The sequence below is a fragment of the Campylobacter showae genome, from assembly GCF_004803815.1.
Lineage (GTDB): Bacteria > Campylobacterota > Campylobacteria > Campylobacterales > Campylobacteraceae > Campylobacter_A > Campylobacter_A showae.
This window is the reverse complement of record NZ_CP012544.1, coordinates 168,161-190,474: the sequence shown is the minus strand read 5'-3', so window position 1 is coordinate 190,474 and position 22,314 is coordinate 168,161. Positions and strand designations below refer to the sequence as shown.

At 46.7% G+C, this 22,314-nt stretch carries 22 protein-coding genes and 6 tRNA genes; 7 read left to right on the top strand and 21 right to left on the bottom strand.

What is annotated here, in order from left to right; all coding sequences use genetic code 11:
• Nucleotides 1–5: 5 nt before the first annotated feature.
• The 4 genes from ilvE to CSHOW_RS00950 all read right to left on the bottom strand — a co-directional run bounded on the left by ilvE (nucleotide 6) and on the right by CSHOW_RS00950 (nucleotide 5,246).
• Complete coding sequence (ilvE, locus tag CSHOW_RS00965) at nucleotides 6–920, bottom strand: branched-chain-amino-acid transaminase (protein ID WP_002949291.1); 915 nt, start codon at nucleotides 918–920, stop codon at nucleotides 6–8.
• Nucleotides 921–1,035: 115 nt separating this feature from the next.
• Nucleotides 1,036–1,875, bottom strand: coding sequence for a hypothetical protein (locus CSHOW_RS00960; protein ID WP_002949293.1), 840 nt, complete (start codon nucleotides 1,873–1,875; stop codon nucleotides 1,036–1,038).
• 304 nt (nucleotides 1,876–2,179) lie between these two features.
• Nucleotides 2,180–3,019: a DUF3737 family protein gene (locus CSHOW_RS00955; protein WP_002949298.1), complete on the bottom strand. Its 840-nt coding sequence runs from the start codon at nucleotides 3,017–3,019 to the stop codon at nucleotides 2,180–2,182.
• A 379-nt stretch (nucleotides 3,020–3,398) separates the two neighbouring features.
• On the bottom strand, nucleotides 3,399–5,246 hold the full coding sequence (locus tag CSHOW_RS00950) for an aryl-sulfate sulfotransferase (protein WP_002949302.1): 1,848 nt from the start codon (nucleotides 5,244–5,246) through the stop codon (nucleotides 3,399–3,401).
• Between the two features lie 241 nt (nucleotides 5,247–5,487).
• On the opposite strand from CSHOW_RS00950, the gene CSHOW_RS00945 reads away from it, so the two are divergent.
• From CSHOW_RS00945 to CSHOW_RS00930, 4 genes are read left to right on the top strand one after another with little or no spacing between them, the layout of a single operon-like run.
• Nucleotides 5,488–6,144, top strand: a complete 657-nt coding sequence (locus CSHOW_RS00945; RefSeq protein ID WP_002949304.1) for a thiol:disulfide interchange protein DsbA/DsbL — start codon at nucleotides 5,488–5,490, stop codon at nucleotides 6,142–6,144.
• Nucleotides 6,145–6,153: 9 nt separating this feature from the next.
• Complete coding sequence (gene dsbI, locus CSHOW_RS00940; protein WP_002949306.1) at nucleotides 6,154–6,777, top strand: protein-disulfide oxidoreductase DsbI; 624 nt, start codon at nucleotides 6,154–6,156, stop codon at nucleotides 6,775–6,777.
• 40 nt (nucleotides 6,778–6,817) lie between these two features.
• Nucleotides 6,818–8,467: a sensor histidine kinase gene (locus CSHOW_RS00935; protein WP_002949308.1), complete on the top strand. Its 1,650-nt coding sequence runs from the start codon at nucleotides 6,818–6,820 to the stop codon at nucleotides 8,465–8,467.
• Nucleotide 8,468: 1 nt separating this feature from the next.
• Entirely contained in the window at nucleotides 8,469–9,149 is a 681-nt protein-coding gene (locus tag CSHOW_RS00930) for a response regulator transcription factor (RefSeq protein WP_002949310.1), read from the top strand.
• A gap of 377 nt (nucleotides 9,150–9,526) precedes the next feature.
• On the opposite strand, the gene CSHOW_RS00925 is transcribed toward CSHOW_RS00930, so the two are convergent.
• The 3 genes from CSHOW_RS00925 to CSHOW_RS00915 all read right to left on the bottom strand — a co-directional run bounded on the left by CSHOW_RS00925 (nucleotide 9,527) and on the right by CSHOW_RS00915 (nucleotide 12,685).
• Nucleotides 9,527–10,048, bottom strand: coding sequence for a disulfide oxidoreductase (locus CSHOW_RS00925; protein ID WP_002949315.1), 522 nt, complete (start codon nucleotides 10,046–10,048; stop codon nucleotides 9,527–9,529).
• Nucleotides 10,048–10,701: a thiol:disulfide interchange protein DsbA/DsbL gene (locus CSHOW_RS00920; protein ID WP_002949318.1), complete on the bottom strand. Its 654-nt coding sequence runs from the start codon at nucleotides 10,699–10,701 to the stop codon at nucleotides 10,048–10,050. The genes CSHOW_RS00925 and CSHOW_RS00920 overlap by 1 nt, the downstream gene beginning before the upstream one ends.
• Nucleotides 10,702–10,912: 211 nt before the next feature.
• Entirely contained in the window at nucleotides 10,913–12,685 is a 1,773-nt protein-coding gene (locus CSHOW_RS00915; protein WP_002949320.1) for an aryl-sulfate sulfotransferase, read from the bottom strand.
• 201 nt (nucleotides 12,686–12,886) lie between these two features.
• Here CSHOW_RS00915 and CSHOW_RS00910 point away from each other — a divergent pair, with 201 nt between their 5' ends.
• The 3 genes from CSHOW_RS00910 (at nucleotide 12,887) to CSHOW_RS00900 (ending at nucleotide 15,679) form a co-directional block, all read left to right on the top strand.
• The gene (locus CSHOW_RS00910) at nucleotides 12,887–13,090 is read left to right on the top strand and encodes a tautomerase family protein (protein ID WP_002949321.1); all 204 of its coding nucleotides are present in this window, start codon (nucleotides 12,887–12,889) and stop codon (nucleotides 13,088–13,090) included.
• Nucleotides 13,087–13,584 (top strand): thioredoxin-dependent thiol peroxidase, encoded by a 498-nt coding sequence (gene bcp, locus CSHOW_RS00905; RefSeq protein ID WP_002949322.1) that lies wholly within the window; start codon nucleotides 13,087–13,089, stop codon nucleotides 13,582–13,584. The genes CSHOW_RS00910 and bcp overlap by 4 nt, the downstream gene beginning before the upstream one ends.
• Nucleotides 13,585–14,218: 634 nt before the next feature.
• The gene (locus CSHOW_RS00900; protein ID WP_002949324.1) at nucleotides 14,219–15,679 is read left to right on the top strand and encodes an aldehyde dehydrogenase family protein; all 1,461 of its coding nucleotides are present in this window, start codon (nucleotides 14,219–14,221) and stop codon (nucleotides 15,677–15,679) included.
• 243 nt (nucleotides 15,680–15,922) lie between these two features.
• Here CSHOW_RS00900 and CSHOW_RS10355 read toward each other — a convergent pair whose 3' ends face one another.
• From CSHOW_RS10355 to CSHOW_RS00840, 14 genes are all read right to left on the bottom strand, one after another.
• A complete protein-coding gene (locus CSHOW_RS10355; protein WP_232502014.1) occupies nucleotides 15,923–16,192 on the bottom strand; it encodes a Rossmann-like domain-containing protein in 270 nt (89 codons plus the stop codon).
• Nucleotides 16,193–16,232: 40 nt separating this feature from the next.
• Nucleotides 16,233–16,382: a hypothetical protein gene (locus tag CSHOW_RS10350; protein ID WP_002949328.1), complete on the bottom strand. Its 150-nt coding sequence runs from the start codon at nucleotides 16,380–16,382 to the stop codon at nucleotides 16,233–16,235.
• Nucleotides 16,383–16,471: 89 nt separating this feature from the next.
• Entirely contained in the window at nucleotides 16,472–16,681 is a 210-nt protein-coding gene (locus CSHOW_RS10345; protein WP_002949331.1) for a DUF4213 domain-containing protein, read from the bottom strand.
• Nucleotides 16,682–17,556: 875 nt separating this feature from the next.
• Nucleotides 17,557–17,823 carry a hypothetical protein gene (locus CSHOW_RS00890; protein ID WP_039895388.1) on the bottom strand — a complete coding sequence of 89 codons (267 nt, stop codon included), beginning with the start codon at nucleotides 17,821–17,823 and terminating at the stop codon, nucleotides 17,557–17,559.
• An 8-nt stretch (nucleotides 17,824–17,831) separates the two neighbouring features.
• Nucleotides 17,832–18,128: a hypothetical protein gene (locus tag CSHOW_RS00885; RefSeq protein ID WP_039895389.1), complete on the bottom strand. Its 297-nt coding sequence runs from the start codon at nucleotides 18,126–18,128 to the stop codon at nucleotides 17,832–17,834.
• A 382-nt stretch (nucleotides 18,129–18,510) separates the two neighbouring features.
• A tRNA-Leu gene (locus CSHOW_RS00880) sits at nucleotides 18,511–18,595 on the bottom strand.
• A 15-nt stretch (nucleotides 18,596–18,610) separates the two neighbouring features.
• Nucleotides 18,611–18,687 (bottom strand) — tRNA-Arg (locus CSHOW_RS00875).
• A 12-nt stretch (nucleotides 18,688–18,699) separates the two neighbouring features.
• Nucleotides 18,700–18,776 (bottom strand) — tRNA-Arg (locus CSHOW_RS00870).
• 5 nt (nucleotides 18,777–18,781) lie between these two features.
• Nucleotides 18,782–18,858 (bottom strand) — tRNA-His (locus CSHOW_RS00865).
• Between the two features lie 11 nt (nucleotides 18,859–18,869).
• Nucleotides 18,870–18,947 (bottom strand) — tRNA-Pro (locus CSHOW_RS00860).
• Between the two features lie 108 nt (nucleotides 18,948–19,055).
• Nucleotides 19,056–20,381: an MATE family efflux transporter gene (locus CSHOW_RS00855; RefSeq protein ID WP_002949338.1), complete on the bottom strand. Its 1,326-nt coding sequence runs from the start codon at nucleotides 20,379–20,381 to the stop codon at nucleotides 19,056–19,058.
• Entirely contained in the window at nucleotides 20,378–21,046 is a 669-nt protein-coding gene (locus CSHOW_RS00850) for a DNA alkylation repair protein (RefSeq protein WP_002949339.1), read from the bottom strand. Before CSHOW_RS00850 ends, CSHOW_RS00855 begins: the two co-directional genes overlap by 4 nt.
• A gap of 124 nt (nucleotides 21,047–21,170) precedes the next feature.
• Nucleotides 21,171–21,908 carry a TerC family protein gene (locus CSHOW_RS00845; protein WP_002949340.1) on the bottom strand — a complete coding sequence of 246 codons (738 nt, stop codon included), beginning with the start codon at nucleotides 21,906–21,908 and terminating at the stop codon, nucleotides 21,171–21,173.
• 295 nt (nucleotides 21,909–22,203) lie between these two features.
• Nucleotides 22,204–22,278 (bottom strand) — tRNA-Glu (locus CSHOW_RS00840).
• Nucleotides 22,279–22,314: the final 36 nt, after the last annotated feature.

Genomic DNA, 22,314 nt, shown 5'->3' with positions numbered 1-22,314 from the left:
GTTCCTTAAATGTAAGTTAGCATCGAGGCGTATTTTGGATTGCGTCCATAAACTACATCAAAATACGCGTCTTGTAGGCGTTTGGTTACCGCGCCGCGCTCGCCCGCGCCGATCACGCGGTTGTCGATGTTGCTTATCGGAGTGACCTCGGCCGCCGTACCCGTGAAAAACGCCTCGTCCGCAGTGTATGCGCGGTCGCGGGTGATGCGCTCTCTGCGCACTTCGATGTCTAGATCGTGAGCGATTTTGATGACGGTGTCTTGCGTGATGCTAGCTAGGCTGCTGTCGTTTGGAGGAGTGACGAGCGCGCCGTCTTCCACAATGAAAAAGCACTCGCCCGGTCCCTCGGAGATGTAGCCCTCACTATCAAGCAGCAGCGCCTCGTCGTAGCCGGCCTCTTTGGCTTCGTAGTTTGCCATTTGCGAGCAGAGGTAGTTCGAGCTTGATTTTGCGCGGCTCATTTGACCACCGACGTTTAGTTTGGCAAAGCTTGAAATTTTCACGCGGATGCCCTTTTTTAGCCCCTCTTCGCCTAGATATGCGCCCCACTCCCATGCAGCGATTGCGGTATTTACAGGAGCTTTGGTGTGAGCTAGACCCATCACGCCGTAGCCTAGGTAAACGATCGGGCGTAGATAGACGTTTGATTTAAATTTATTTGCGCGAAGTAGCTCGACCTGCGCGTCTTCAAGCTCTTTTTGCGTGTATTTGACATTTAGGATCGTCATTTTGGCCGATTTTAGTAGGCGCGCGGTGTGGTCGCTCAAGCGAAATATCGCTAAGCCCTTATCCGTCATATAGGCTCTCGTGCCCTCAAATACGGCGTTTGCATAGTGAAGCGAGTGGGTTAAAACGTGGACTTTAGCGTCCTCCCATTTGACTAATTTTCCGTCCATCCAGATAAATTCGGAAGGGTTCATTTAATATCCTTTTTTATAAAATTTGCTGAGTGTAGCTAAAATTTCTTTAAAATTTTGTAATGTTTAAGATTTCGTCCTAAAATTTTGAGCTTGCTAGGCAAAATTTACTCCGATTTTACAGCTCATCCGCTACGGTGTCTTCGATATTTTCGGCAAACGGTAGCACGAGCGTATTATTAGAGCCAAACACGTTATGCCACAGAGCTTTTTTGATCGCTTCGTAAGGCGTATCGTAAATTTTGGCCAGCTCTTGCAGTAGCTCCTCGGCCATGGCGTCGCTTAAATTTTTGCGGCGATAAAATAGCATCAGAGTCGCGCCGATACCGATAAACTCAAACCCGAATCGCTCGTTCATCATCAAAATAAACACATACGTCTGCTCAGGTTCAAAATCATCGGCAAAATACCCCTGAATCATTCTCGCAAATACGTCCGTACTGCGCTCGCAAGAGCACAGATACACGTCGATATCCTCGTCAAGAGCGTTATAATCGCGGGTATTCAGGTATTCTAAAGCCTTTAATTTATCTGGATAATTTAGGCTAAATTTACCGTAAAATTCGCCAACTTCAGTCTTGTATTCGGGGTTGCGCAGGATACTTAGCATCAAACGAAACTCCGCAGCGGGAAAGTCGCGCGCGTCCGGATTTTGCGCATTATACTCCTCCTCGTCAAGCGCCTCGTAACTAGAGCTTGCGTGCATATTCGTGTATTCGCACTGAGGAGCGTTTTCGATGATGAAAAGCGGCTTAAACCCCGCATATTGCTCGCACAGGCGATCGTAGGCGATCGTGACGGCGTTCATATTTTGATGAGCGTGAAGGACGCCGTATTTTAGGGTAAAATTCGCTTCGCGCGTGTAGCGCGGATCGGGCTTTGCGAGCCTAAACGAAATAAGCTTTTCGGGGCGACAAATCGTGTAAAAAGCTAGCTTTAATTTTTCAAAAAATGACATATTTTTTCCTTTTTAAATAATTTAATTCTTTAGTTTAAAGGGGCGATTTAAACCAAAAACGGCTTAAATCTCAAATTTGACCGCAAACTTTTAATCCAAATTTGACTTCAAAATTTAAATAAAAAACAATATAGCGAAGCATTTTACTTTTTACTTTACGCTTATGCTCGCAACAAATATACGAGGCAGAAACTAGCCCAGCAGGATACATATAGTAGCAACCGAGTTTGGACGTTATTTCCTTCCGTTTGCAGTTGCGACCGCAAGCATAAGTATAAGTGAAAATACGAGTCGGCAAAAACCGCTATTTTTCTAAAATTATCCTAGTCGCGACAGGATCTACGCACTCCTCGTCCATTATAATTTCGCTTATCTCGCTTGCCTTTATCACGCCTGAGAGCGGGTTTTTCACGCTAGCTATGCCGCCCAAAATTTCCACGTCCACGCTTGAGTATTCAAAGGCTAGCGTGGTATCTATCGTCTGGCAGCCGCGCATCACGAGATTTTGCACGTAGCAAAGCCCTTGCAGGCTTTCTATCACGCAGTTTTCAAAGGTCACGTTTTTGCTGTTCCACGCGAGGTATTCGCCGCTTATGAAGCTATTTCGCACGGTCACGTTCTCGCAGTTCCAAAAGGCGTCTTTGCTAAGCAACTTGCTATCCTCGACGAGTAGGTTTTTGCAGCCGTCAAAGCCGTAGTTCCCGTCCAAATTTAGCCCGTAAACGCGCACGTTTTTGCAGTTCATCGCAAAATAATCCCCTCGCGCGCAGACGTTTTTTATCTCCACATCCTCGCAGCTCCACAGTGTCTCCTCGGCTTGGGTCAAATTTACGTTTTCTAGCCTCACGTTTTGGCACCTTCGAAAGGATTTTGGCGCCTGGATTAGCGTATCTTTAAAGCTAACCTCCTGCGCGTACCAGATGCCAGCGCGCGCCATCTGCATCAAAAATCCGTCCTCTACGGCGACGTTTTTAGTGTACCATAACGGATATTTCCACTCGAAAGTGCAGTTTTTTAGGCACAAATTTTGCCCGTGCTTTAGCGGCGACTCTCCCGCTGCGAACCCGCACCGCTCAAACTCCGCGTCCTTTGCGCCAAACATCGCGCGCTCGCCGATAAATTTTTGCTCGACAAATTTTTGCATATTTCGCCTCCGTCGTTTTTGTTGATTATATCGGTTTTACGGCAACAAGGGTGTAAATTTTAAAAATCGGAGCGAAATTTATGAAGCAAACGGGTAAATTTAAGCAGCAGTAAAAATCCAAGCGTTTAGGCGTTGCTATTGTCTTTCGGAGTCCTATTTTCCCAAACGCTTGGCAGGAAAAGGTAAGATTTAGACTAGCGCAAAGGATGGAAACGCGAGCCTAAATTTTACCTCTTACAAGATCGAATTTGATCTAAATTTAAAACCTGCGACCCATCAATTTGAGCGGGCAAATTTAACCGAGTCGCAAGCGCAAAATCCAAACTTACCAAAAAGCAGCCCCAAAGCGCACCGGCCGGGAGCCGCTAAATTTTAAATTTTACTTCTCAAACGCCTTTTCTAGGCTAAACGGAAACGCCTGATAGCCCATCGCGTTAGTCATTTTGATTTCGATTGACGGCTCTTTTGCGCCCCATTCAAACTCGTCGATGTGAGGGCTAGGCACGCCGACCGGGCGGCCTTTGGCGATGTCAAACTGCATACCCGCAACCGCCGAGTAAACCATCACGCTATCAAGGTCGTCTTGATACTGCGCTAGCGAAGTGACCGAGCTATACCACTCGCTGCCGCGCTGTTTGCCGTACTCCCAGACCTGCTCGACGGTTTTAGCTTTTTCGTCGATTTTATAAACGACCGCGCGGGAGTATTTCATACCCGCCATCGCAGGCTGCTCCATGCCGCGGGTGTCGCCGTTGTCAAAGACGGTGAGATACACTACGCCCTTTTTAGACTTACTATCGATGCGGAATGCCGTGTGCTGCGTCCACTGCCAGTCAAATCCGCCCTTTTCGCTCTCATATCCCGGACATTTTGAGTACTCGTCCTCGCAGACGATCTTTTTGCCGTCTTTATCTACCGGCTGGAGCAAGTAGCCCTTAAACTGATCCTTCCAGCCCTTATGCGCGCCCATTATCCATTTGACTTTTTTGTCGCGGCCGATCTTGATGACGGCGTCTTGGTGGCGGCTGGAGATGATGATGCTATCGTCGCTTGGATCATAATCCACGCTATTTACGTGCGCCCAGTTGCGTCCAGGGCCCGAGCCCACGATGTCGCCCCATTTTTCGTTCGTATCCATCGCGGCTAGCTCGTCCGTGCTCGCGGTGTGGCCTGCCTTGCTAGCGTCGATGTTTAGGCACACGGCGCCCTGATCGAGAGTTTTTAGCACGATGTCGCGGTACGGATCTAAGATTTCATACAGCCTAAAATCATCCACGACGTTGCCGTCGCGATCAACCTCGACGATGACGTCGCGCACGGTGCGGACGTTTTTGCCGTCGGCGCGTTTATAGTTGGCGTTTGCCGCGCGGAGGAAATAATGCCCGTTTTGCGCAACGTCCATAGAGTGCGAGAAGTCGTTGTAGCTCGCAGGTAGCTCGCGGTTAAAGATTTCGCGTCCCATTATGTCGTATTTGGCGTATCTTTGGCCGTAACCCCATGTCATCGCGCCGTCGTCGTTTTGCTTAAAGCCCATCATGACGCCTGCGCTAAACGGCTGCTTGAGGTCGTAAATTTTACTCGGCTCCAGATACCAGCGCACTTCACCTTTAGTGTCTAGGATGAAGTTATTGGGGCTGTAGTTCCACTCGATCGCGCCGCCGGCCGGGTTGTTCCACACGACTTTGGTGCCCTTGCCGGTTTTATTTACGAAGTTATTTACGTAGTAGAGGCGGTTAGCGAATTTCGCGCTCGGAGCCTTTATCACTTCGATTTTATCAAACAGCGCGCCCTTTTGAGACGGCATGCCAGAGCTCTCTAGATAAATCGCCGGAGCGTAAATTTTATAGCTTTCTTTTACGTGCTCGGTTTGGCCCTTGTAAATTTTATCGTACTCGACCTCGACGGTATTTTGATAGTCAGGGTAAAGTCCGAAAACAGGTATTCCGCCGTGCGTGCGCAGGTGCTTGTCGGCGACTTTATAGCTGATAACCTGACCGCCCGGTTTTGGCACGATAGTGACTTTCGCGTTTGCTAGCGTGTAGCCGCCGTTTTTGATCACCGCCGTTAGAGGCGCGATGTCGTACGGATTTACGACCACTTCGCCGATTTTGCCCGGGATGCCGTAGTCTATGTGCGCGCCGCTAGGTCCGCCGATAGCAAGTGCAGCCGTGCTTAGACCGCCGAGTAACGCCGCAGCTAGGGCGAGCGATGATAGAGTTCTTTTCATCTTTTCTCCTTTATAATGGTAAATCGTTTCATTGCCGTAATTTTATTGAATATTTCTAACGTGAAAATCACGCTATTATTATAAATAGCTTAAATCCAAAAAATAATTTAAATTTTTATATTTTCCGCTAAAATTTAACCCAAATTTTACGAATTTAATCTAAAATTTATCTTAGCGTGAGTTTTGCGGCGGCGAGAGGATATAAAATTAACCCAAACGAAATCATTTTAAGGAGCACTCCATGAATCTACTTTCTAAATTTAGCAAAGGCTTTCTAGCCGTAGCGATGTTTGGCGCCATAAGCGCAGCCGCGTTTACCGAGGGCGAGGACTACGTAAAGCTGCAAAAACCGCTGCCTGTGGAGCAAAACACGCTGGTTAAGGTCTTTAGCTACGCATGCCCGTTTTGCTACAAATACGACAAAACCGTCACGCCGAAGGTCGTAGAAAAGGTCGCAGGGCTAAAATACGTGCCGTTTCATCTAAAAACCAAGGGCGAATACGGCGAGGCAGCGAGTAAAATTTTTGCCGTTTTGGTCGTGATGGATGAGGAAAAGGGCGTGAGCCTGCTAGATGAAAACTCGCTGTTTAAAAAGGCAAAATTTGCCTACTACAAGGCCTATCACGATCAAAAGCAGCGCTGGAGCGACGGCAAGGACGAGGCTGCGTTTTTAAAGACGGGGCTTGATGCGGCGGGCATTAGCGAAGCGGATTATCAAAAGAAGCTAGAAGATCCGAAAGTCGCCGAACTGCTTAAAAAATGGGACGAGAGCTACGACGTAGCCAAGATCCAAGGCGTGCCGGCCTTCGTCGTAAACGGCAAATACCTCATCATGACGAAGTCCATCAGCTCCATTGACGGAATGGCGCAGCTAGTAGAAGAGCTGCTCAAAAAATAGGGCGCGAGCATGAAATTTGCGGAAAAAATAGCGAAATTCGGCGATAGCCGCCTGCCGTGGGCGATCCTCATAGCGGTGAGCGTGGGACTCGTGATCCTCGCGCACTCGCTGTTTCAAAACTACGTCTATATGCCTCCTTGCGAGCAGTGCGTCTATATCCGCTTTGCCTTTTTGTGCATGGCGCTAGGAGGTCTGGTCGCGATCGTAAATCCTAAAAATTTACTTCTCGCCGCGCTCGGCTACCTACTAGCCTTTTGGGGCGCGATCCAGGGCATAATGTATAGCGCCAAACTAATCAAAATCCACGACGCCGTGCATGGAGACGATCCGTTTGGCGTGCAGGGCTGCTCGACCGAGCCGCACTATCCGTTCGGCCTGCCGCTTGAAAAATGGGCGCCTGATTGGTTCTTGCCTACGGGCGACTGCGGCTACGATAATCCGATGGTTCCCGACGGCGTCACGCTAAGCGGCTTTCAGAAGTATCTCGTCGATCTTTACGAGGACGGCTGGTACCTGATCCCATCCAGCAAATTTATGTCGATGGCCGACTGCACGCTGATCGGCTTTGGCGTCTGCTTCGTCGTGCTTGCAGCGATGTTCGTTTGCAAAATTTTAACTCTGAAAAAAGCTTAAATCGGTCTAAATTTAGACCGATTTTTGCTATACTCGCCGTATGAAAGCCTTACGCGAACATAATTTTAAAATCTACTTCATCATCATTTTCGCAAGCCTTTTCGTGGTGCTTTTGGGCGTGAAAAACTACGAGGACGCCAAGACGCAGATCACGGCGCTCGCGGATAAAAACAAGATCGTCGCGAGCGAAAATATCGTCGGGAATTTCTCGTTTTGGCTGGACGAGCGACTGCACTCGCTGGTGCGCGCGGCTAAATTTATGCAAAACGCGGGCATCTCGCAAGATAGCGAAAAGCTCGGCGCCTTCATACGACTTTTCAAAGAAAACTCAGCGGAATTTGATGCCTTGCAGTTTTTACGCAAGGATGGAGAAATTTTCGTGGACGGCAAGGAGCTAGCAGACGATGAAGCGATGCCAAAGAGCTTGCGCACGGGGCTTGTGTGGTTTGAGGAGACCAAAAGCACGCTCGCACCCACGGTAAATTTTATGCAGCGCCATAAAATTTTAGGCGAGCCGACGCTAAATTTATGCGTGCCCGTGCTAGACGGCAGCTCGTTTGTGGGGGTATTTTGCGGAGTGGTGAAGCTGCAAAACATACTAAAAAATATGGAAAAATTTAAGCTCGCACCCGATTCCTACGCCTTTATCGTCACTCACGGCGGCGAAATTTTAACGCCGATGAAGGATGCGGCGCTAAAAAAGCAGATCGAGGATAAATTTAAAGAGCTTTTTCTGCGCGATGAGGACATCACGAGCCTAAATATCGGCTCAAATTTCATCTCCGTCGCTGAGATCCCCACGCTAAACTGGTTTATAGGAGCCGGCACCGATAACGAAAAGGAGCTCGCCGCGCTGCTTAACTCCGTGCTAAAAAACGCCCTCATCTTGCTTTTTGCGTTCGCGGCGCTAGCGCTGGTGGCAAATTTCCTCCACAACTTTATGTATTCAAAAATCAAAAACCTGCAAGACGACTACGAAGCTCTGCTCAAGCACAAAGCCCGTATGAGTGAGGCGGGCGAGCTAATCAGCGGCATAAATCATCAGTTTATCCAGCCGGTTAATTCGCTAAATTTGATGATATCAAGCCTACTTATGCTGCAAAAAGACGGCAAGCTAGATGCCGCGACGCTACAAAGTATGCTACAAAAAGGGCAAGCCGCGACCGTGCTTTTAAGCGATACGATCGAGATTTTTAGAAATTTTTATAAAACGAGCGACAGCCCGCAAAAATTTAGCGTGCAGCGCTGCATAAAAGACCTACTAAAACTCATGCACACCGAGCTTAGCAAAGCAAACGTCGCAGTAAGCCTGCGCGAGTTTCAAGACGAAGAGGCCACGCAGCGGATGGGCATCGTGCAGCAAATTTTACTCATCCTCATTCACAACGCTAAGGACGCAGTCGTGGAGCGATACAAAGACGAAATCGCCAAGCGGCAAATTTTTATCGAAGTCAAATTTGAAAACGGCATGTGCAAAATATCCGTCACGGACTACGGCAGCGGCGTGAGCAAGGAGCTTCGGGATAAAATTTTAACCCAGCCAAAAACTACCAAAAAGCAAGGAAGCGGTATCGGGCTGTATTTTGGCAAAAAGCTCGCAAACGAGAAGCTTTCAGGCGACGTCAAGCTACTAAGCGCGGGCGATCCGACGACGTTTGAGTTAAGTTTTGAGATAAATTTAAAGGAATAAGATGCAAGAGCATTTGAAGCTGCTTAAAGACCTGAGCGTCCTCATCGTCGAGGACGACGAGATCGCAAGGGAGCTGCTAATAGGCGGACTAAAGCCATACTGCCTAAGCGTCTGGGGCGCGGGCGACGGGCTAGAGGGGCTGGAGCGCTTTAAAAAGCTAGCTCCCGCCATCGTCATCACCGACATCCACATGCCCGCGATGAACGGCTTTGAAATGATGAAGGAGATGATGCGCATAAAACCCGCGCAAAAATTTATCGTCTTTACCTCATACGACACCGACAACAACCTCATCAAAAGCATCGAGCACGGCGCGGCATCGTTTCTAAAAAAACCCGTCGATATCGCCGCTTTGTGCCGTCTGCTAGTGGCTCTAACCTACGAAAAGGGCGAAAAGCTCGTGCGCCTGGGCCCGCAAACTAGCATAAATCTCGCCAAAGAAAAGATCTACAAAAACGGCGAAGAAATTTATCTCTCCTTTTTGCAAAATAAGCTCTTTTGGCTCTTTGCGTATAACCTAAACAAACTCGTGAGCTACGAGATGATCGAGGAGTTCGTCTATGAGGGCGAGCTGCCTAGCAAGGGCGCGATACAAAACGTCGTGCTGAGGCTGAAACGGGAGCTGGGAGTTAAATTTAAAAATATTAGCGAGAGTGGGTATATACTGCTAAGCGGCGAATAGTCTAAATTTGGCGGCTTGTCTCGCAAGCGTCTTTAACGGAGCTAGTAAAAATTTAGCTTGATAGACTACGTGTCTTATCTTCGCTAAATTTTTACGTCGCAACCCTTAAATCCATCTCGCGATACTTCGCCTTATCTTTTTACTTTCAAATTTGAAGTCAAATTTGTAAATTTTAGCTCAAATTTTACTCGTCAAGACCCGCATCTTGAAAACGTTAAATTTGTAAATTTAGTAAGCTATAAGATAAATATTCCAGACGGATTGTGTGTAGTTTGAATAGTTTTTGGCGGATACGACGGGAGCGGACTGGTCGTCCGTGACCCGAGTATCCTAGCCGAAAACTATTTAAAATCCAGCCGAGCCGGGGAATCTTAGATTTAAATTCGATTGATTTCGCTACTGCGCGCGTTATACACAAACCAGCTCAAAATCATCACCAGACAAAACGCCCCAAACACCGCAAAAAACGCAAAATTCGCCCACGAGTAAATTTTGATAAATCCCGCCTCGTTCGCCGCACTAAAATCAGACGCAAACAGGCTCGGGTAAATTTCATTTAGCGGTAGCGCAAAAGGAAAGCTAATCTCGCTAACGCCGCTAAAATCGCTAGTGGAGTAATCAAGCCCAAATATCACGCCCAAAAAAATCAGGAAAAATCCCGCCAGCTTGACACCAAAAACCTTAGGCGCGCACATCGCCACGCACACGCCAAACGCCGCAAACAGCGTCGCAAAGCGCAGCTTCACAACAAGCGCGTCCGCAACCGCACCACCCAAAAACAGCTCGCACAAGATAAATTTAACCGTTAAAACTGCGAGCAACGCCGCCCAAAACGCCCGCCTTCGCTGCAAGTTATACACAAAGCAGACAAAGCCCTTGTTTTCGATATTGTAGTCCATTATTTTGCCAGCAGCTCCTTGACTGCCGCCGCCATCGCGTCTACCGAGCCGATCGCCTTCACGTTTATGAGATACTTGCCACCGACCACGTACGCAGGCACGCCCTGGATCTTCGCCACGTCGTAGCTATTGTTCCACGCTTTTAAAATTTCTTGAGCGCGCTCGCTAGCTAGAGCCTTGTCGTAGTCTGCGTCGCTCACGCCTGCTGCGCTAAGAGCCGTCTGGATAAATCTCGCCTTGTCCTTGCCGTCGTTAAAATCGTCGTTCTTGTCGTGAGTAGCCTTGTAGATCGCAAATTTGGCTTTTTTAAATTTAGACTTGTCGCTTAGCAAACTAACGTCGCTAACCTCGTCTAGAGCGATCATCGCGGCAAAAATTTTGCTCGCCGTTTCGCCCAGCTTGCCTTTGGTTTTTAAGTGATACGGGATAAATTTGACTCCGTCTAGCTCGCTAAAGAGTTTGGGCGTGACGGTTTTATCGAATTTATAGCAGTGCGGACACTCATAGCTAAAGACCTTTACGACGCTATCTTTTGGTGCGTTTAACGGCTTTTCTAGCACTTGGTAGTCCGTGCCCTCCTCTAGCGCGTTTGCGCCGATGCCGAGCAAGCAAACGGCAACCAAAATTCGTATAAATTTGGAAACCCTTTTCATCAAATTCCTTTGCGGTAAATTTGAAAGATTGTATAAAAGAAAGGGTAAATTTGAGATTAAGCGAGCTAAACTCGGTAAATTTAACGAGCTAAATTTAAACAAAGCGGCGAGTCAAATTTCATTTCAAATTTAACTCGCCGCACAATTACCGAATCCAGCCGCGCGCCTAGTTTTAGCGGCGGCTAGAAAAACTAAACCAGAAAGGTTAAATTTAATATTCAAAGATATTTGGATCGATCACCATCGCGCGGTATGCCACGTCGTCTCTAGACGCAGACTCAACGTCCATCTCAAATTTGATATCGTTTGTTTTCGGATCGATCTCCACTAGCACCATTTTGATCGTTTTATCGGGCTTTAACAGATAGACGTTCGAGCTTGAGATGAAGTACGTGCTTTTATCCTTTTGCCACTCCACGACGCTAGTAACCGCGCTGTAAAAGTCAAATCCGCGCTCCTTGCCAAACTCCCACGTCTGTTCTACCGTGCCTTTTTTCTCGTCGATCTTATACTCGACCGCGCGAGAGTATTTTTCCTCTTTTAGCGCAGGCTGCTCCATACCGCGGCCGTCACCGTTGTCAAATACACTGATGTGCTTTACGCTGCCCTTGTTATCGTAGCGCGGAGTGAGCCACGCGGTGTGCTGCGTCCACGACCAGTCGAAATCGCCCTCGCATTTTGAGTTTTCGCATTTGATTTTGTTGCCGTTTTTATCCACCGGAGTTAGCACTTTTTCTTTAAAGTCCGCGCTCCAGCCCTCAGGCGATGCGAGGATCCATTTTACCTTTTTGTCGCGGCCGATCTTGACGATGCCTTGGTGGCGAAGCGAGAGGATGATGCCGTCGTCGCTAGGATCGTGCGAGATCGAGTTTACGTGCGCCCAGTTGCGTCCAGTGCCGGTCGAGGTCACGTCGCCAAAAGGCAGATCGTCGCTGATTTTGATCTCTTTGGCGTCCATATCGATATTTAGGCACACGGCGCGAGCGTCAAGAGCCTTGATTAGGTTGCTGCGATAAACGTTTTTGCCGAAAATTTCATTCAGATCCCACTCGTCCACGACCTTGCCGCTGCCGTCCACTTCGATGATGTGATCTCTGATCGTGTGCGAGAGCCTGCCGTCTGCGTGGTGGTAGTTGTATTTACCGACGCGAAGCAGTAAGTGATCGCCTTTAAGCGGCATCACCTCGTGACTAAGGTCGATGTAGCCGCGCGGTAGCTCGCGATTATACACCTCCTTGCCCATCATATCGTAGCGCATATATCGCTGCGCCATGCCCCAGCTCAGATCGCCGTTTGGCAGCTGATGAAAGCCCATCATCATGCCGCCGTCCATCACTCTACGCTCGCTGCGGTCGTAAAATTTCTGATAATCCAGATACCATCTGACCTCGCCCTGCGTATCGACGACAAAATTTTCGGTGAAGTCGTTCCAGCTGGCCGCGCCGCCGTTTTTCCAATCAAGCGGCTTATAGACGCTCGTGATCGTGTTGTTGATGAGATAGAGCCTGTTTTTAAACGCAGGATCGACCTTTTTGACCTTCATTTTTTGCATGTGGCTAAATCTATAATCGCGGCTATACGTCACGATCGGCTGAGCGTAAATTTTATACTTTTCGACCTTCTTTTCGCCGTTAAAAACGTAGCTTACTTCGACCTCGTTTAGATAGTCTGGATACAACCCCCAGATCGGCACGCCGTCATGCGTCAGCAGCGCATGCTCGGAGACGTTGTAGGCGATGTCGATGCCGCCATTTGGCTTACCCAGCACCCGCACGTGGATATCCTTGATGTCCTTGCCCGCGCGATCGATGATAGCGGTTAGTGGCGCCACGTCGTATGGGTTGATAAACACCGAACCAAGCTCACCTTGGGTTTTTACCTGATGCGCCAAAACGCCCGCACTCGCAGTCTGCGGCACCGCTATAAACGCGCTGCCCACTAAGGCCGCAGCCAAAACGATAGAACCGAAAAAATTCTTACGCATATTCGCTCCTTTTGGATAAATTTAGCTAATTTTACTACTACCAAATCACATAATAATCATACTAGCTTTAAACTTTACTTAAATATAAAATTTAAAGCTATATTTTAATAAAAGGGCTTAAATTTTAAAACAAAAGCGAGCCGGATAACGGGTCAAATTTTGATATAATTAGCCCGAATTTATCAAATTTAAGGAGAAAAAATGCCTTTCATAAACGTCAAAATGGCAGGCCCTGAGCCGACAAAAGAGCAAAAGCAAAAGCTGGTCGAGGAGATGACCGACACCATGGTGCGCGTGCTGGGCAAAAATCGCGAGCGAGTGCAAATTTATATCGAAACATACGACGCAAGCTCGATAGGCTCGGGCGGCAAGACGCTTGAGGAGATTAGAAAGGAGCAAAAATGAGCGAATTTTCAAAAGAGGATTTGGAGCGCAAGATCACGCTAGCAGCGGGCGATACGGCGCCAAATTTTACCCTAGAAAACAGCGACGGCGTTAGCATCAGCCTAAAAGACTTCGTCGGCAAAAACGTCGTGCTGTACTTTTACCCAAAGGATAACACCCCGGGCTGCACGACCGAGGCATGCGAATTTAGCGCACTTTACGACGATTTTATCGCCAAAGACACCGTGATCGTGGGCGTTAGTCCCGATAGCGTCAAATCACACGCCGGCTTTGCGCAAAAACAGGGCCTAAAACACATCCTGCTAAGTGACCCCACGCACGAAGTCGCCAAACTCTACGGCGTCTGGCAGGTCAAGAAAAACTACGGCAAAGAGTATCTGGGTATCGCGCGCTCGACCTTTGTGATCGGCAAAGACGGCAAAGTCGCGAAGGTGTATAAGAGCGTGAAGGCAAAAGAGCATGCGGCGAAGGTTCTCGCCGATCTTGCAAAGTGATTGCGGCTTGTCTTTTTCCTTTATACATCGTTAAAAATATCGCCGAAGCTCGGTTACATAGTACTTGTATGCGCCCTCGCTCGGCTCATTTCCGCCTCGTCTAAAGAAAAAATACTTCGCCTTAACTTTTTGCGTTCAAAATTTGAAGTCAATTTTGTAAATTTGAGTCACTGAGACCCACATTTTGAAAATGCAAATTTTAAACCTGCGACGCTGCTTTGCTCGCAGAGCAAAGCAGCGTCGCCACCTCTAACGTGCAGTGGGGTTGGAGAGGGCTTGGGAGAGGGTCTGTCTCGGACAGTTACGAGCGCGAAGTAAAGGAAGGCGACGCTTCGTAAGTAGGTTTGCTTGCGGTTACGAGCCGCAGGCGAAGTAAAGCCCCTTCCTCCTTAACAAGGAAGATTGATTTGTGCAAAAAAATCTAATTTATAATGCCAAATTTGACAAAACCAAATTTAGCATTGTAAATCTGCGGGTCTCGGCAAGTAAAATTTAAAATATTCCCCGCAAATTTAACCTAAAAATCCTGTCAAATTTCCGCTCAAATTTTTGATAACGATTATTTTCTAATTATCAAAATATTTATAATGGAGGAGTAATATTTCAGTTATTAAATAATTTTAAAGGAGAAAAAATGGTTAAGTTACAAGAAAAATACGGCCTTTTTATAAATGGCGAATTCGTCCCCGCAAGCAGCGGCAAGACGCTAGATACGTTTGATCCCGCCACTGGCAAAAAGCTAGCCGCGATCGCGGACGCGAGCAAAGAGGACGTGGATGCGGCGGTTAAGGCCGCGCGCGAAGCGTTTAAGACGTTTCGCCATAGCACCGTAAGCGAGCGAAGCAGAATTTTGCTCAAAATCGCCGATATAATCGACGCAAACAAAGACTTTTTGGCTACGGTCGAGACGATGGATAACGGCAAGCCTATCCGCGAGACACTAAACGTGGATGTGCCGTACGCAGCGGAGCATTTTAGGTATTTTGCAGGCGTGATCCAGGGCGAAGAAGGTAGCGCGAACGTACTCGAGGAAAAGCACCTCTCACTCATCTTGCGCGAGCCTATCGGCGTCGTAGCACAGATCGTGCCGTGGAATTTCCCGTTTTTGATGGCGGCATGGAAGCTAGCTCCGGTCATCGCCGCGGGCGACACGAGCGTGCTAAAACCGTCGTCTGAAACGAGCTTGAGCGTGCTAGAGCTAATGCGCCTCATCAAAGACGTACTGCCAAAAGGCGTCGTAAACGTGATTACGGGCAAAGGCAGCGGCGCGGGCGAGTTTTTGCAAAAACACAGCGGCATCGACAAGATCGCATTTACCGGCTCGACCGAGATCGGACGCGAGATCGCTATCTCTGCAGCTGAAAAAATCATCCCTGCAACGCTCGAGCTAGGCGGCAAATCAGCCAACATCATCTACGCCGACGCGGACTTTGATCTAGCTCTAGACGGCGTTCAGATGGGCATTTTGTTTAACCAAGGGCAAGTTTGCTGCGCGGGCAGCAGGATATTTGTCGAGGAGAAAATTTACGACAAATTTATCGCCGCGGCGGTGGAGAAATTTAAAAACCTAAAAGTCGGCGATCCTCTGGATCCAAAGACGCAGATGGGCTCTCAAATCAACGCCAAACAAGCCGCCAAGATCGTCGAGTATATCAACATCGGCGTCAAAGAGGGCGCTAAAATCGCCGTCGGAGGCAAACTAGCGGCTGCGGGCGATAGCTTCGTCGAGCCGACGCTGCTAGTGGACGTGAGCAACGATATGCGTGTAGCCAGAGAGGAGATTTTCGGCCCTGTGGGCGTCGTGATCAAATTTAAAAACGAGGATGAGCTGATAAAGATGGTAAACGACAGCGAATACGGCCTAGGCGGCGGCGTCTTCACACAGGACATCACTCGCGCTATCCGCACCGCTCGCGCGATGGAGACGGGCCGCGTGTGGATAAACTGCTACAACCAGATCCCGGCGGGCAGCCCGTTTGGCGGCTACAAGAGCTCTGGCATCGGCCGCGAAACGCACAAAGTCATCCTCGAGCACTACACTCAGATGAAAAATATCATGATAAATTTGACGGGCAAGGTTAGTTCGTTTTATTAAAATTTGCTAGCATAAATTTGGGTCGGGCGGTTTGCTCGGCCCTTTTTTGGATTTGACGAAGCTCTTATAAATTTGAATAAATTTAGAATCGATTTTTATCTACTTTCGTTTTAAATTTAATATCAAGCCGGTGATTTTACATTAAACAAAATCACTCACCAAACTGCAAATTTAGCCAAATTTGGTTTTATGCATTTTGATCGTTAATTTTCCAAATTTTAGAAGCCGGACTCTCGCAACTCATTACAAATTTTTCCGTAAATTTGCCGAAAAACGATACTCCAAACCGGCCTGCACAATCACGTCTAAAAAATCGCCCACGCGCGTAGTATAAATGCCGCCCGCACAGCTCACGCCTCTATCAAAAAGCGCTTTAGGCGACATCAAAACGGTTGGACCTACGACGATGACGTCGGCACCGCTCTTTTTTAGACTCAATATCTCCTCCAGCGTGTCGTTTAGTAGCGTGACGACGGTTATGCTGAGATTGTCGGCCGCCCCGATCGCGTCCACAGCCTCTTCTTGCGGTAAAAGCACTTGAGATCATCGACTTTTAGCGCGCTCTTATCAAGCTCCAAAATGTAAAAATCCAGGCTGCTTTCATTATAAATTTGATATAAGGCACCAGTGCACCCACGATCACGCTAAACGAGCTGCGCTTGATAGCTAGCTCGTCAAAAGGATCGGCCTTAAATTTAGTCACATAGGACTACCAGAGCGCTCATAACACGTCTGCAAAAGCACGATTTAGAACAGGCTACAGTCATGGGCTTTTAAAAGGCCTGCCGCTAATTAATCCTTTAAAAGCGTTTTTACGTTTTTGCCGCAGATGTTGCCGGAATTTGGCATTACCGCGGTTTGCGACGGACAGCAAACGGCCTGCGGAAAGGACTTTAGTGGGGTGAAGCTCACGCCGCAAACGCCATTGCTTAGCTTTACGCCCGTGAAAAACAGCCCTACCACAACGCGCTGCACGTTTAAATTTTTTATTTCGTCGCCCAAATTTTTATAAATTTGATCTAGGATGTCGCTTAAAATTTAACCTGCAGCAATCTCCTTTCGGCTATGCAAGTAGTTAAATTTTATGAAAATTTTATAGCAAAATATTTTAAATTATATTAATCTATATCATATTTGCATCTAAAATAGATGGCGCCCAACGGCATAAAATTAGTCAAATTTTGAGCCTAAATTAATATCTAGCTTAATTACTTCTCCTTGCGAGTTAAAATTTATCTTGTTTTTTTTGATTCTTTAAATTTTGGTATTGATTGAAAAGTATGTCCGTCTCATGTTTATAATCGTATAAATTTTTATTATAAAATATCGTTTTATAATCGAGATTGTTCCCCTTGTCGTATATTGAAATGAAAGAAAATATATATTCTCTATCGCAATCTATATTTTCATCAATTATCTTTTTATAGTTATAGCAAAACGGGTATATACTCTTTTTTGTTGATAAAATATATCCCTAAATATAGAGTTTAAAAGCCTACTATAACATCTGTTTTCTGGAGTAATTATGTCAAATTTTTTAGTTTTTGTTTCGTGCATAATTGGTAATTGTATGTCATTTTACTTATAAATACAAAATCAGTAAATAGGTCGAATGAGTGGTTGGCGCCATCTCCAAACCTCATATATATAAAATTCTCTATAAAATTTCCATATTCGTCAATCAAATGCTTTTGCTCCCAAGGATAAAAGAGCCGTAGTTTTAAAACCTCGTCGTTTTCTACGATTTCTTCGGCGTTTTGTATAGGTTTGCCGTCTTTGCAAATTTTGGAGCCCAGATTCATAAGATAATCGAAATTTAGCCTTTTATCCAGCTTCCAAAATTCGCATCTGTCATCAGGATATTTATCACCGTTGCATCATGAAAATCTTACTCTCTCATAGCCGTTTTTGTCTAAGTGAATATCTGCCATCTTGCCAAAATCTATTTGCGGATAATTATCTAAGTAGTGAATCTTTTTTAGGTAATCTTTTAAATTTAGCTCTACGAGCTCTCTTTGCGTCAGGTTTTTATCGCTAAAATCAAGCGCTTCTAAGATTGCCGAAATTCTATATGCAGGTAGCAAGGCAATAAATATACAGAGCCAGATTAGAAAAACTATTATATAAAAGTACTTTAGACGCAAATTTGCTCCTATGTGACATATTTATTTTTATGGACTATGCGGTAAATCTCGTATCGATCCATTATATTCTTGCCTTCTTCGCCGTATATAGTATAGTCTCCTTTGCCGCCCGCAAATTCATACGCATATGATATTACTGTCCTATTGGTATCGTGTTTGTGGATAAAAATTTTCAAGACAGCCCAAGTCCAGCTCGTCTCCGGCAAAATTTGACCTTTTAAGATTTGTATCTCCGTCGTCTTAAAGGTGTTCTCTATAAAACATAGCGTACAAAAAACTTGATTTCCCAGAGCTATTGGGGCCATATACTAAAGCTATCGGCTTATATGAAAATTTCTGCAAATTTTCTCCAAATGCCTTAAAGTTATTAAAACCTACTTCTACCTTTTTAGCCCCTCGATATATTTTTTATTTACCGTGATTATACTATAGTTTATTTTTGGTGCTCTTAAATATTGCTAGAATTAAGCGTTATACTTTGCAACGCCTGAGCACCATAGACATAATTACAAAATAGTATTCAGGCGACCTGTCAAAGCAAAACCTCTAGTGATAAAATAGGCCAATATAGGATGCTCTAGAATATTAAATAAATCCGAGAGAAACAAAGTTAAAAATAAAAACAGAATTTTGGGTTACCTTTTGAAAGCTTAAGTCTTGAGATGTCGTGTTTTAAGGAGTTTTGGATGGTGCGGATGAAAGGACTTGAACCTTCACGCCGTGGGGCACCAGATCCTAAGTCTGGCGTGTCTGCCAATTTCACCACATCCGCACAACAATAATAAAATGGTACGCCCATCAGGATTCGAACCTGAGGCCTACGGCTTAGAAGGCCGTTGCTCTATCCAGCTGAGCTATGAGCGCATAAAAACAAAGTGGCGCGCCCGATAGGAGTCGAACCCATAACCTACAGATCCGAAGTCTGTCGCTCTATCCAATTGAGCTACGAGCGCCCAAGTGGGGTGAGTGATGGGAATCGAACCCACGACCCTCAGGACCACAATCTGATGCTCTAACCGACTGAGCTACACTCACCATCTAACAAATGGTCGGGGTGAAAGGATTCGAACCTTCGGCCCTCTGGTCCCAAACCAGATGCGCTAACCAGCCTGCGCTACACCCCGAGGCATTGCGAGTTTAGCCTACTTATTGAAAAGGCGCATTGTAGCCAAAAAAATACTCTTTGTCAAGAAAAATAAGCTTAAAATTGAAAATTTGCAAAAATTTTCGCTTTAACCCGCACAAATTCGGCTAAGAACAAATTTGGTGTAAAAGAAAAAAGTTAGCCCGATCAGCCAAACGTTAAAAAACATCGCCTTAAAAAGATCTTGCAACTCGCCGCCAAAAACATCGGCTACAAGCGAGTAGAGCGCTATTTGTAGCACTATCTGACGGGTAAAATTTAAAACAAAAACCGCCGCCGGTCTTTTTACGCCTTGAAGCGTCGAGCCGGAGAGATTTATGAGTGCGTAACCCATAAAAGCCAGCGAATTGACCGCAAAATAGCTCCTCGCCGCACTCACGACCTCAGGCGTCTCGTCAAAAAACCCAACCAAAATCCCGCCGAGCCCCAGGCAAAAAGCCGCCGCAAAAATACAGTAAACCGTTAAAAATTTGACCGCATAGGCGTAGCAGCCGCGCACTCTGGCGTATTCGCACGCACCTAAATTTTGCGATACGATACCAAGCACCGCCGATGCGATGCCAGTCGTGGGCAGCATTACGATCTGCTCGATGCGAAGAGCTAGGCCATAGCCTGCGACCGCATGCGTGCCGTAGCGGCTGATAAAATGCATGAGCACGAGTCCGCCAAGCGACATCGAGAGGTAGTTTAGGCACGCTGGCAAGGCTTGGGCTAAAATTTTACGGTAGATGGCGAGCTCGGGCGCAAATGAGCGTAAATTTAAAAAATTTATCATACCCGTTTTTGCGACTTTGACGCCTAAAAATAGCGAGCCTAAAAGCTGCACCGAAGCCGTTGCTAGCGCTATCCCGCCGATACCCAGCCCGCAAAAATCCACATAAAAAAAGCAAAAGCCTAAATTTATAAAAAGTCCCGCAAAAAGCCAGTTTCGCAGGCTCTTCGTATCGCCCGTAGCTACCAGCACGCCGTTTAGGGATTTTATGAGTAAGAAAAACGGCGAGGCAAGAAATATCACGCGGTTATACGCCATGGCTTCGCGTAAAAACTCCTCATTCGCGCCTAAAATTTTAAGCAAATGTGGCGTAAAAATAAAGCCCGAAAGCCCCATAAAAAACGCGAAAAGAAGCACGAAAAACACGCCTTTTGCGGCATAAATTTTAGCGAGTTTTTCTTTGCCGCCGCCAAGCGCGTTGCCCACAAGTGCCGTTAGTGCCGAGCCAAAGCCAAGCCCCACGCCAACGACGCTGATATAGAGCAAAAAACTCATCGAAAAGCCCGCCAGCGCCTGCGTCGAGATGCGCGCGGCAAAAAACACGCCCGTAACATTGTAAAGCGTGTTAAAGCTCATCGCGACGCCCGCGGGTGCAGCTAAGCGCAGTACGAGCTTGTTTACGGGCTCTTTAGTGAGATTCACTTGATTTTGAGCTCCAAAAGCGCGTCTTTTACGTCTTTTGGCACGCGGTAGCTGTCGCGGATCTTTGAGATCGTTTTGTTGTGGGTAAATTTACTCAGTCGCCCGCTCTCCAGTAGCTCTCGCCCCGCGCCGTTAAATTTGATAAAGACCTCGGCTAAACACCAAGCGGCAGCCATTTGCACGTAGTATCGCTCGTCCTTTTCCTCAGCGCAAATTTCAAAAAACCGCTCGAGCGAAAGCGCCCCAAAATTGCGCATAAAATAAACGTAAAAAAATCGCTTTTCGTATTCTAAATTTGAGCATAGAGCCTGCTTTAGCAGCGCATCTACGTAGCGCGCCTCGGTAAATTTAGGCTCAAAGCCGTCCGTCACAGCCCAGTTTGGCATCGTTTTGACAAACTCGCTAGCTAGCTTAAATTTAGCTTCGTCGTCCTTAACGAGCATTATCAAAAAGCCCTTTAGCATAAACTCCTCGTGAAAAAACGGCTCATAAGCTGCGATCTGTTCTAAATTTAACCGAGCGAAATTTTGCTTTGCCAAGCGTCTTAGTTCGGGAGTTTTTACGCCTAAAATTTCGGGGCTTTTGATGAGTTTTTGCGAAAATGCCGCTAGCTTTTGGCTCCTAAGTCCATCTAAAATCTCTAAAAATTCGCCTTTTACGTCCACGCTAGTTCCTTTGCTTTTTAAATTTACCGCTCAAATTCGCCCCGTTTAAATTTGACGCCTCAAAAAAGCCGAAGCGTCAAATTTGCCGCCCTGCGCGCCCAAAAGCAAATTTAAAGGCTCAAATTTACTTTTGAGCCTCTTGCGCGCGTTTTGCCGACTTTTTACGAGCGTAGATGTTGATGAGCTCCACGCCCAGAGAAAACGCCATCGCAAAGTAAACGTAGCCCTTAGGTACGTGCATACCGAGCCCCTCGCCTACAAGCGTAAAGCCGATCAGGATCAAAAACGCAAGCGCGAGAATTTTGATCGTCGGATTGTTATCGACAAAATTTGAAATGCCCTTAGACGCAAACATCATCACGCCCACGGCAAGTATCACGGCTAGGATCATGATCTCGATGTGGTTTGCCATGCCCACCGCGGTGATGACGCTATCGAGCGAAAAGACGATGTCAAGCACGGCGATCTCGGCGATAACGACCCAAAAACTCGCATGCCCCTTGCTTGCCGAGCGCTCCTCGTGCTCGCCGCTGACGCTTGAGTGGATCTCGAGCGTGGATTTGCCGATAAGGAAAAGCCCGCCCAAAATCAGCACCAAATCGCGACCCGTGATCGTGAAATCGAATACGCTAAATAGCGGCTTTGTAAGCTTCATGATCCAAAATAGCGAAAGCAGCAGCACAATCCTCGTTAGCATCGCAAGCGAAAGCCCTAGTATACGGCCTTTGTCGCGCTGCTCGGGCGGGAGCTTGCCGACTAGGATCGCGATAAATATGATGTTATCGATACCAAGCACGATCTCAAGCCCAGTTAGCGTCACGAGCGACAGCCACGCCTCGGGCGAAAAAATCCAATCGAACATTTTTTTCCTTTTTTATAAATTAGGGCGCGATTATAGCCAAAACGGGTTTAAATTTGATTAAGCAAGCAAGAATGGGAGTTTGGTGATCAAATTTTACGATTAAATTTGACGAATTTTGGTTTATTTGGCAGTGGTTAAATTTGCCGCGATGAAATTTGATTTCACAAAATACGCCGCAAACGGTTTTGAGGTTAAATTTTAGAAAATCCAAATTTAAGAAAAATTGTATTTAGATAAAGGGCATTTAAGCGATAAGCGGATAAAATTAAAATCTTTTGTGAAATTTAAAATGAAGTGGTGACCCCTACGAGACTCGAACTCGTGTTACCGCCGTGAAAGGGCGATGTCCTAACCGCTAGACGAAGGGGCCACAAATTAGCGGAAATGGGATTTTACATTAAAGATA

Bases quoted from the DNA above. Each gene is read 5' to 3' on its own strand.
- CSHOW_RS00930 (WP_002949310.1), top strand. From the start codon at position 8,469: ATGCAAGAGCATTTGAAGCTGCTTAAAGACCTGAGCGTCCTCATCGTC.
- CSHOW_RS00950 (WP_002949302.1), bottom strand. From the start codon at position 5,246: ATGAAAAGAACTCTATCATCGCTCGCCCTAGCTGCGGCGTTACTCGGC.
- CSHOW_RS00960 (WP_002949293.1), bottom strand. From the start codon at position 1,875: ATGTCATTTTTTGAAAAATTAAAGCTAGCTTTTTACACGATTTGTCGC.
- CSHOW_RS00945 (WP_002949304.1), top strand. From the start codon at position 5,488: ATGAATCTACTTTCTAAATTTAGCAAAGGCTTTCTAGCCGTAGCGATG.
- CSHOW_RS00920 (WP_002949318.1), bottom strand. From the start codon at position 10,701: ATGAAAAGGGTTTCCAAATTTATACGAATTTTGGTTGCCGTTTGCTTG.
- CSHOW_RS00915 (WP_002949320.1), bottom strand. From the start codon at position 12,685: ATGCGTAAGAATTTTTTCGGTTCTATCGTTTTGGCTGCGGCCTTAGTG.
- CSHOW_RS00900 (WP_002949324.1), top strand. From the start codon at position 14,219: ATGGTTAAGTTACAAGAAAAATACGGCCTTTTTATAAATGGCGAATTC.
- CSHOW_RS00925 (WP_002949315.1), bottom strand. From the start codon at position 10,048: ATGGACTACAATATCGAAAACAAGGGCTTTGTCTGCTTTGTGTATAAC.
- dsbI (WP_002949306.1), top strand. From the start codon at position 6,154: ATGAAATTTGCGGAAAAAATAGCGAAATTCGGCGATAGCCGCCTGCCG.
- CSHOW_RS00910 (WP_002949321.1), top strand. From the start codon at position 12,887: ATGCCTTTCATAAACGTCAAAATGGCAGGCCCTGAGCCGACAAAAGAG.
- CSHOW_RS00845 (WP_002949340.1), bottom strand. From the start codon at position 21,908: ATGTTCGATTGGATTTTTTCGCCCGAGGCGTGGCTGTCGCTCGTGACG.
- CSHOW_RS00885 (WP_039895389.1), bottom strand. From the start codon at position 18,128: ATGGCCCCAATAGCTCTGGGAAATCAAGTTTTTTGTACGCTATGTTTT.
- CSHOW_RS00935 (WP_002949308.1), top strand. From the start codon at position 6,818: ATGAAAGCCTTACGCGAACATAATTTTAAAATCTACTTCATCATCATT.
- ilvE (WP_002949291.1), bottom strand. From the start codon at position 920: ATGAACCCTTCCGAATTTATCTGGATGGACGGAAAATTAGTCAAATGG.
- CSHOW_RS00955 (WP_002949298.1), bottom strand. From the start codon at position 3,019: ATGCAAAAATTTGTCGAGCAAAAATTTATCGGCGAGCGCGCGATGTTT.
- bcp (WP_002949322.1), top strand. From the start codon at position 13,087: ATGAGCGAATTTTCAAAAGAGGATTTGGAGCGCAAGATCACGCTAGCA.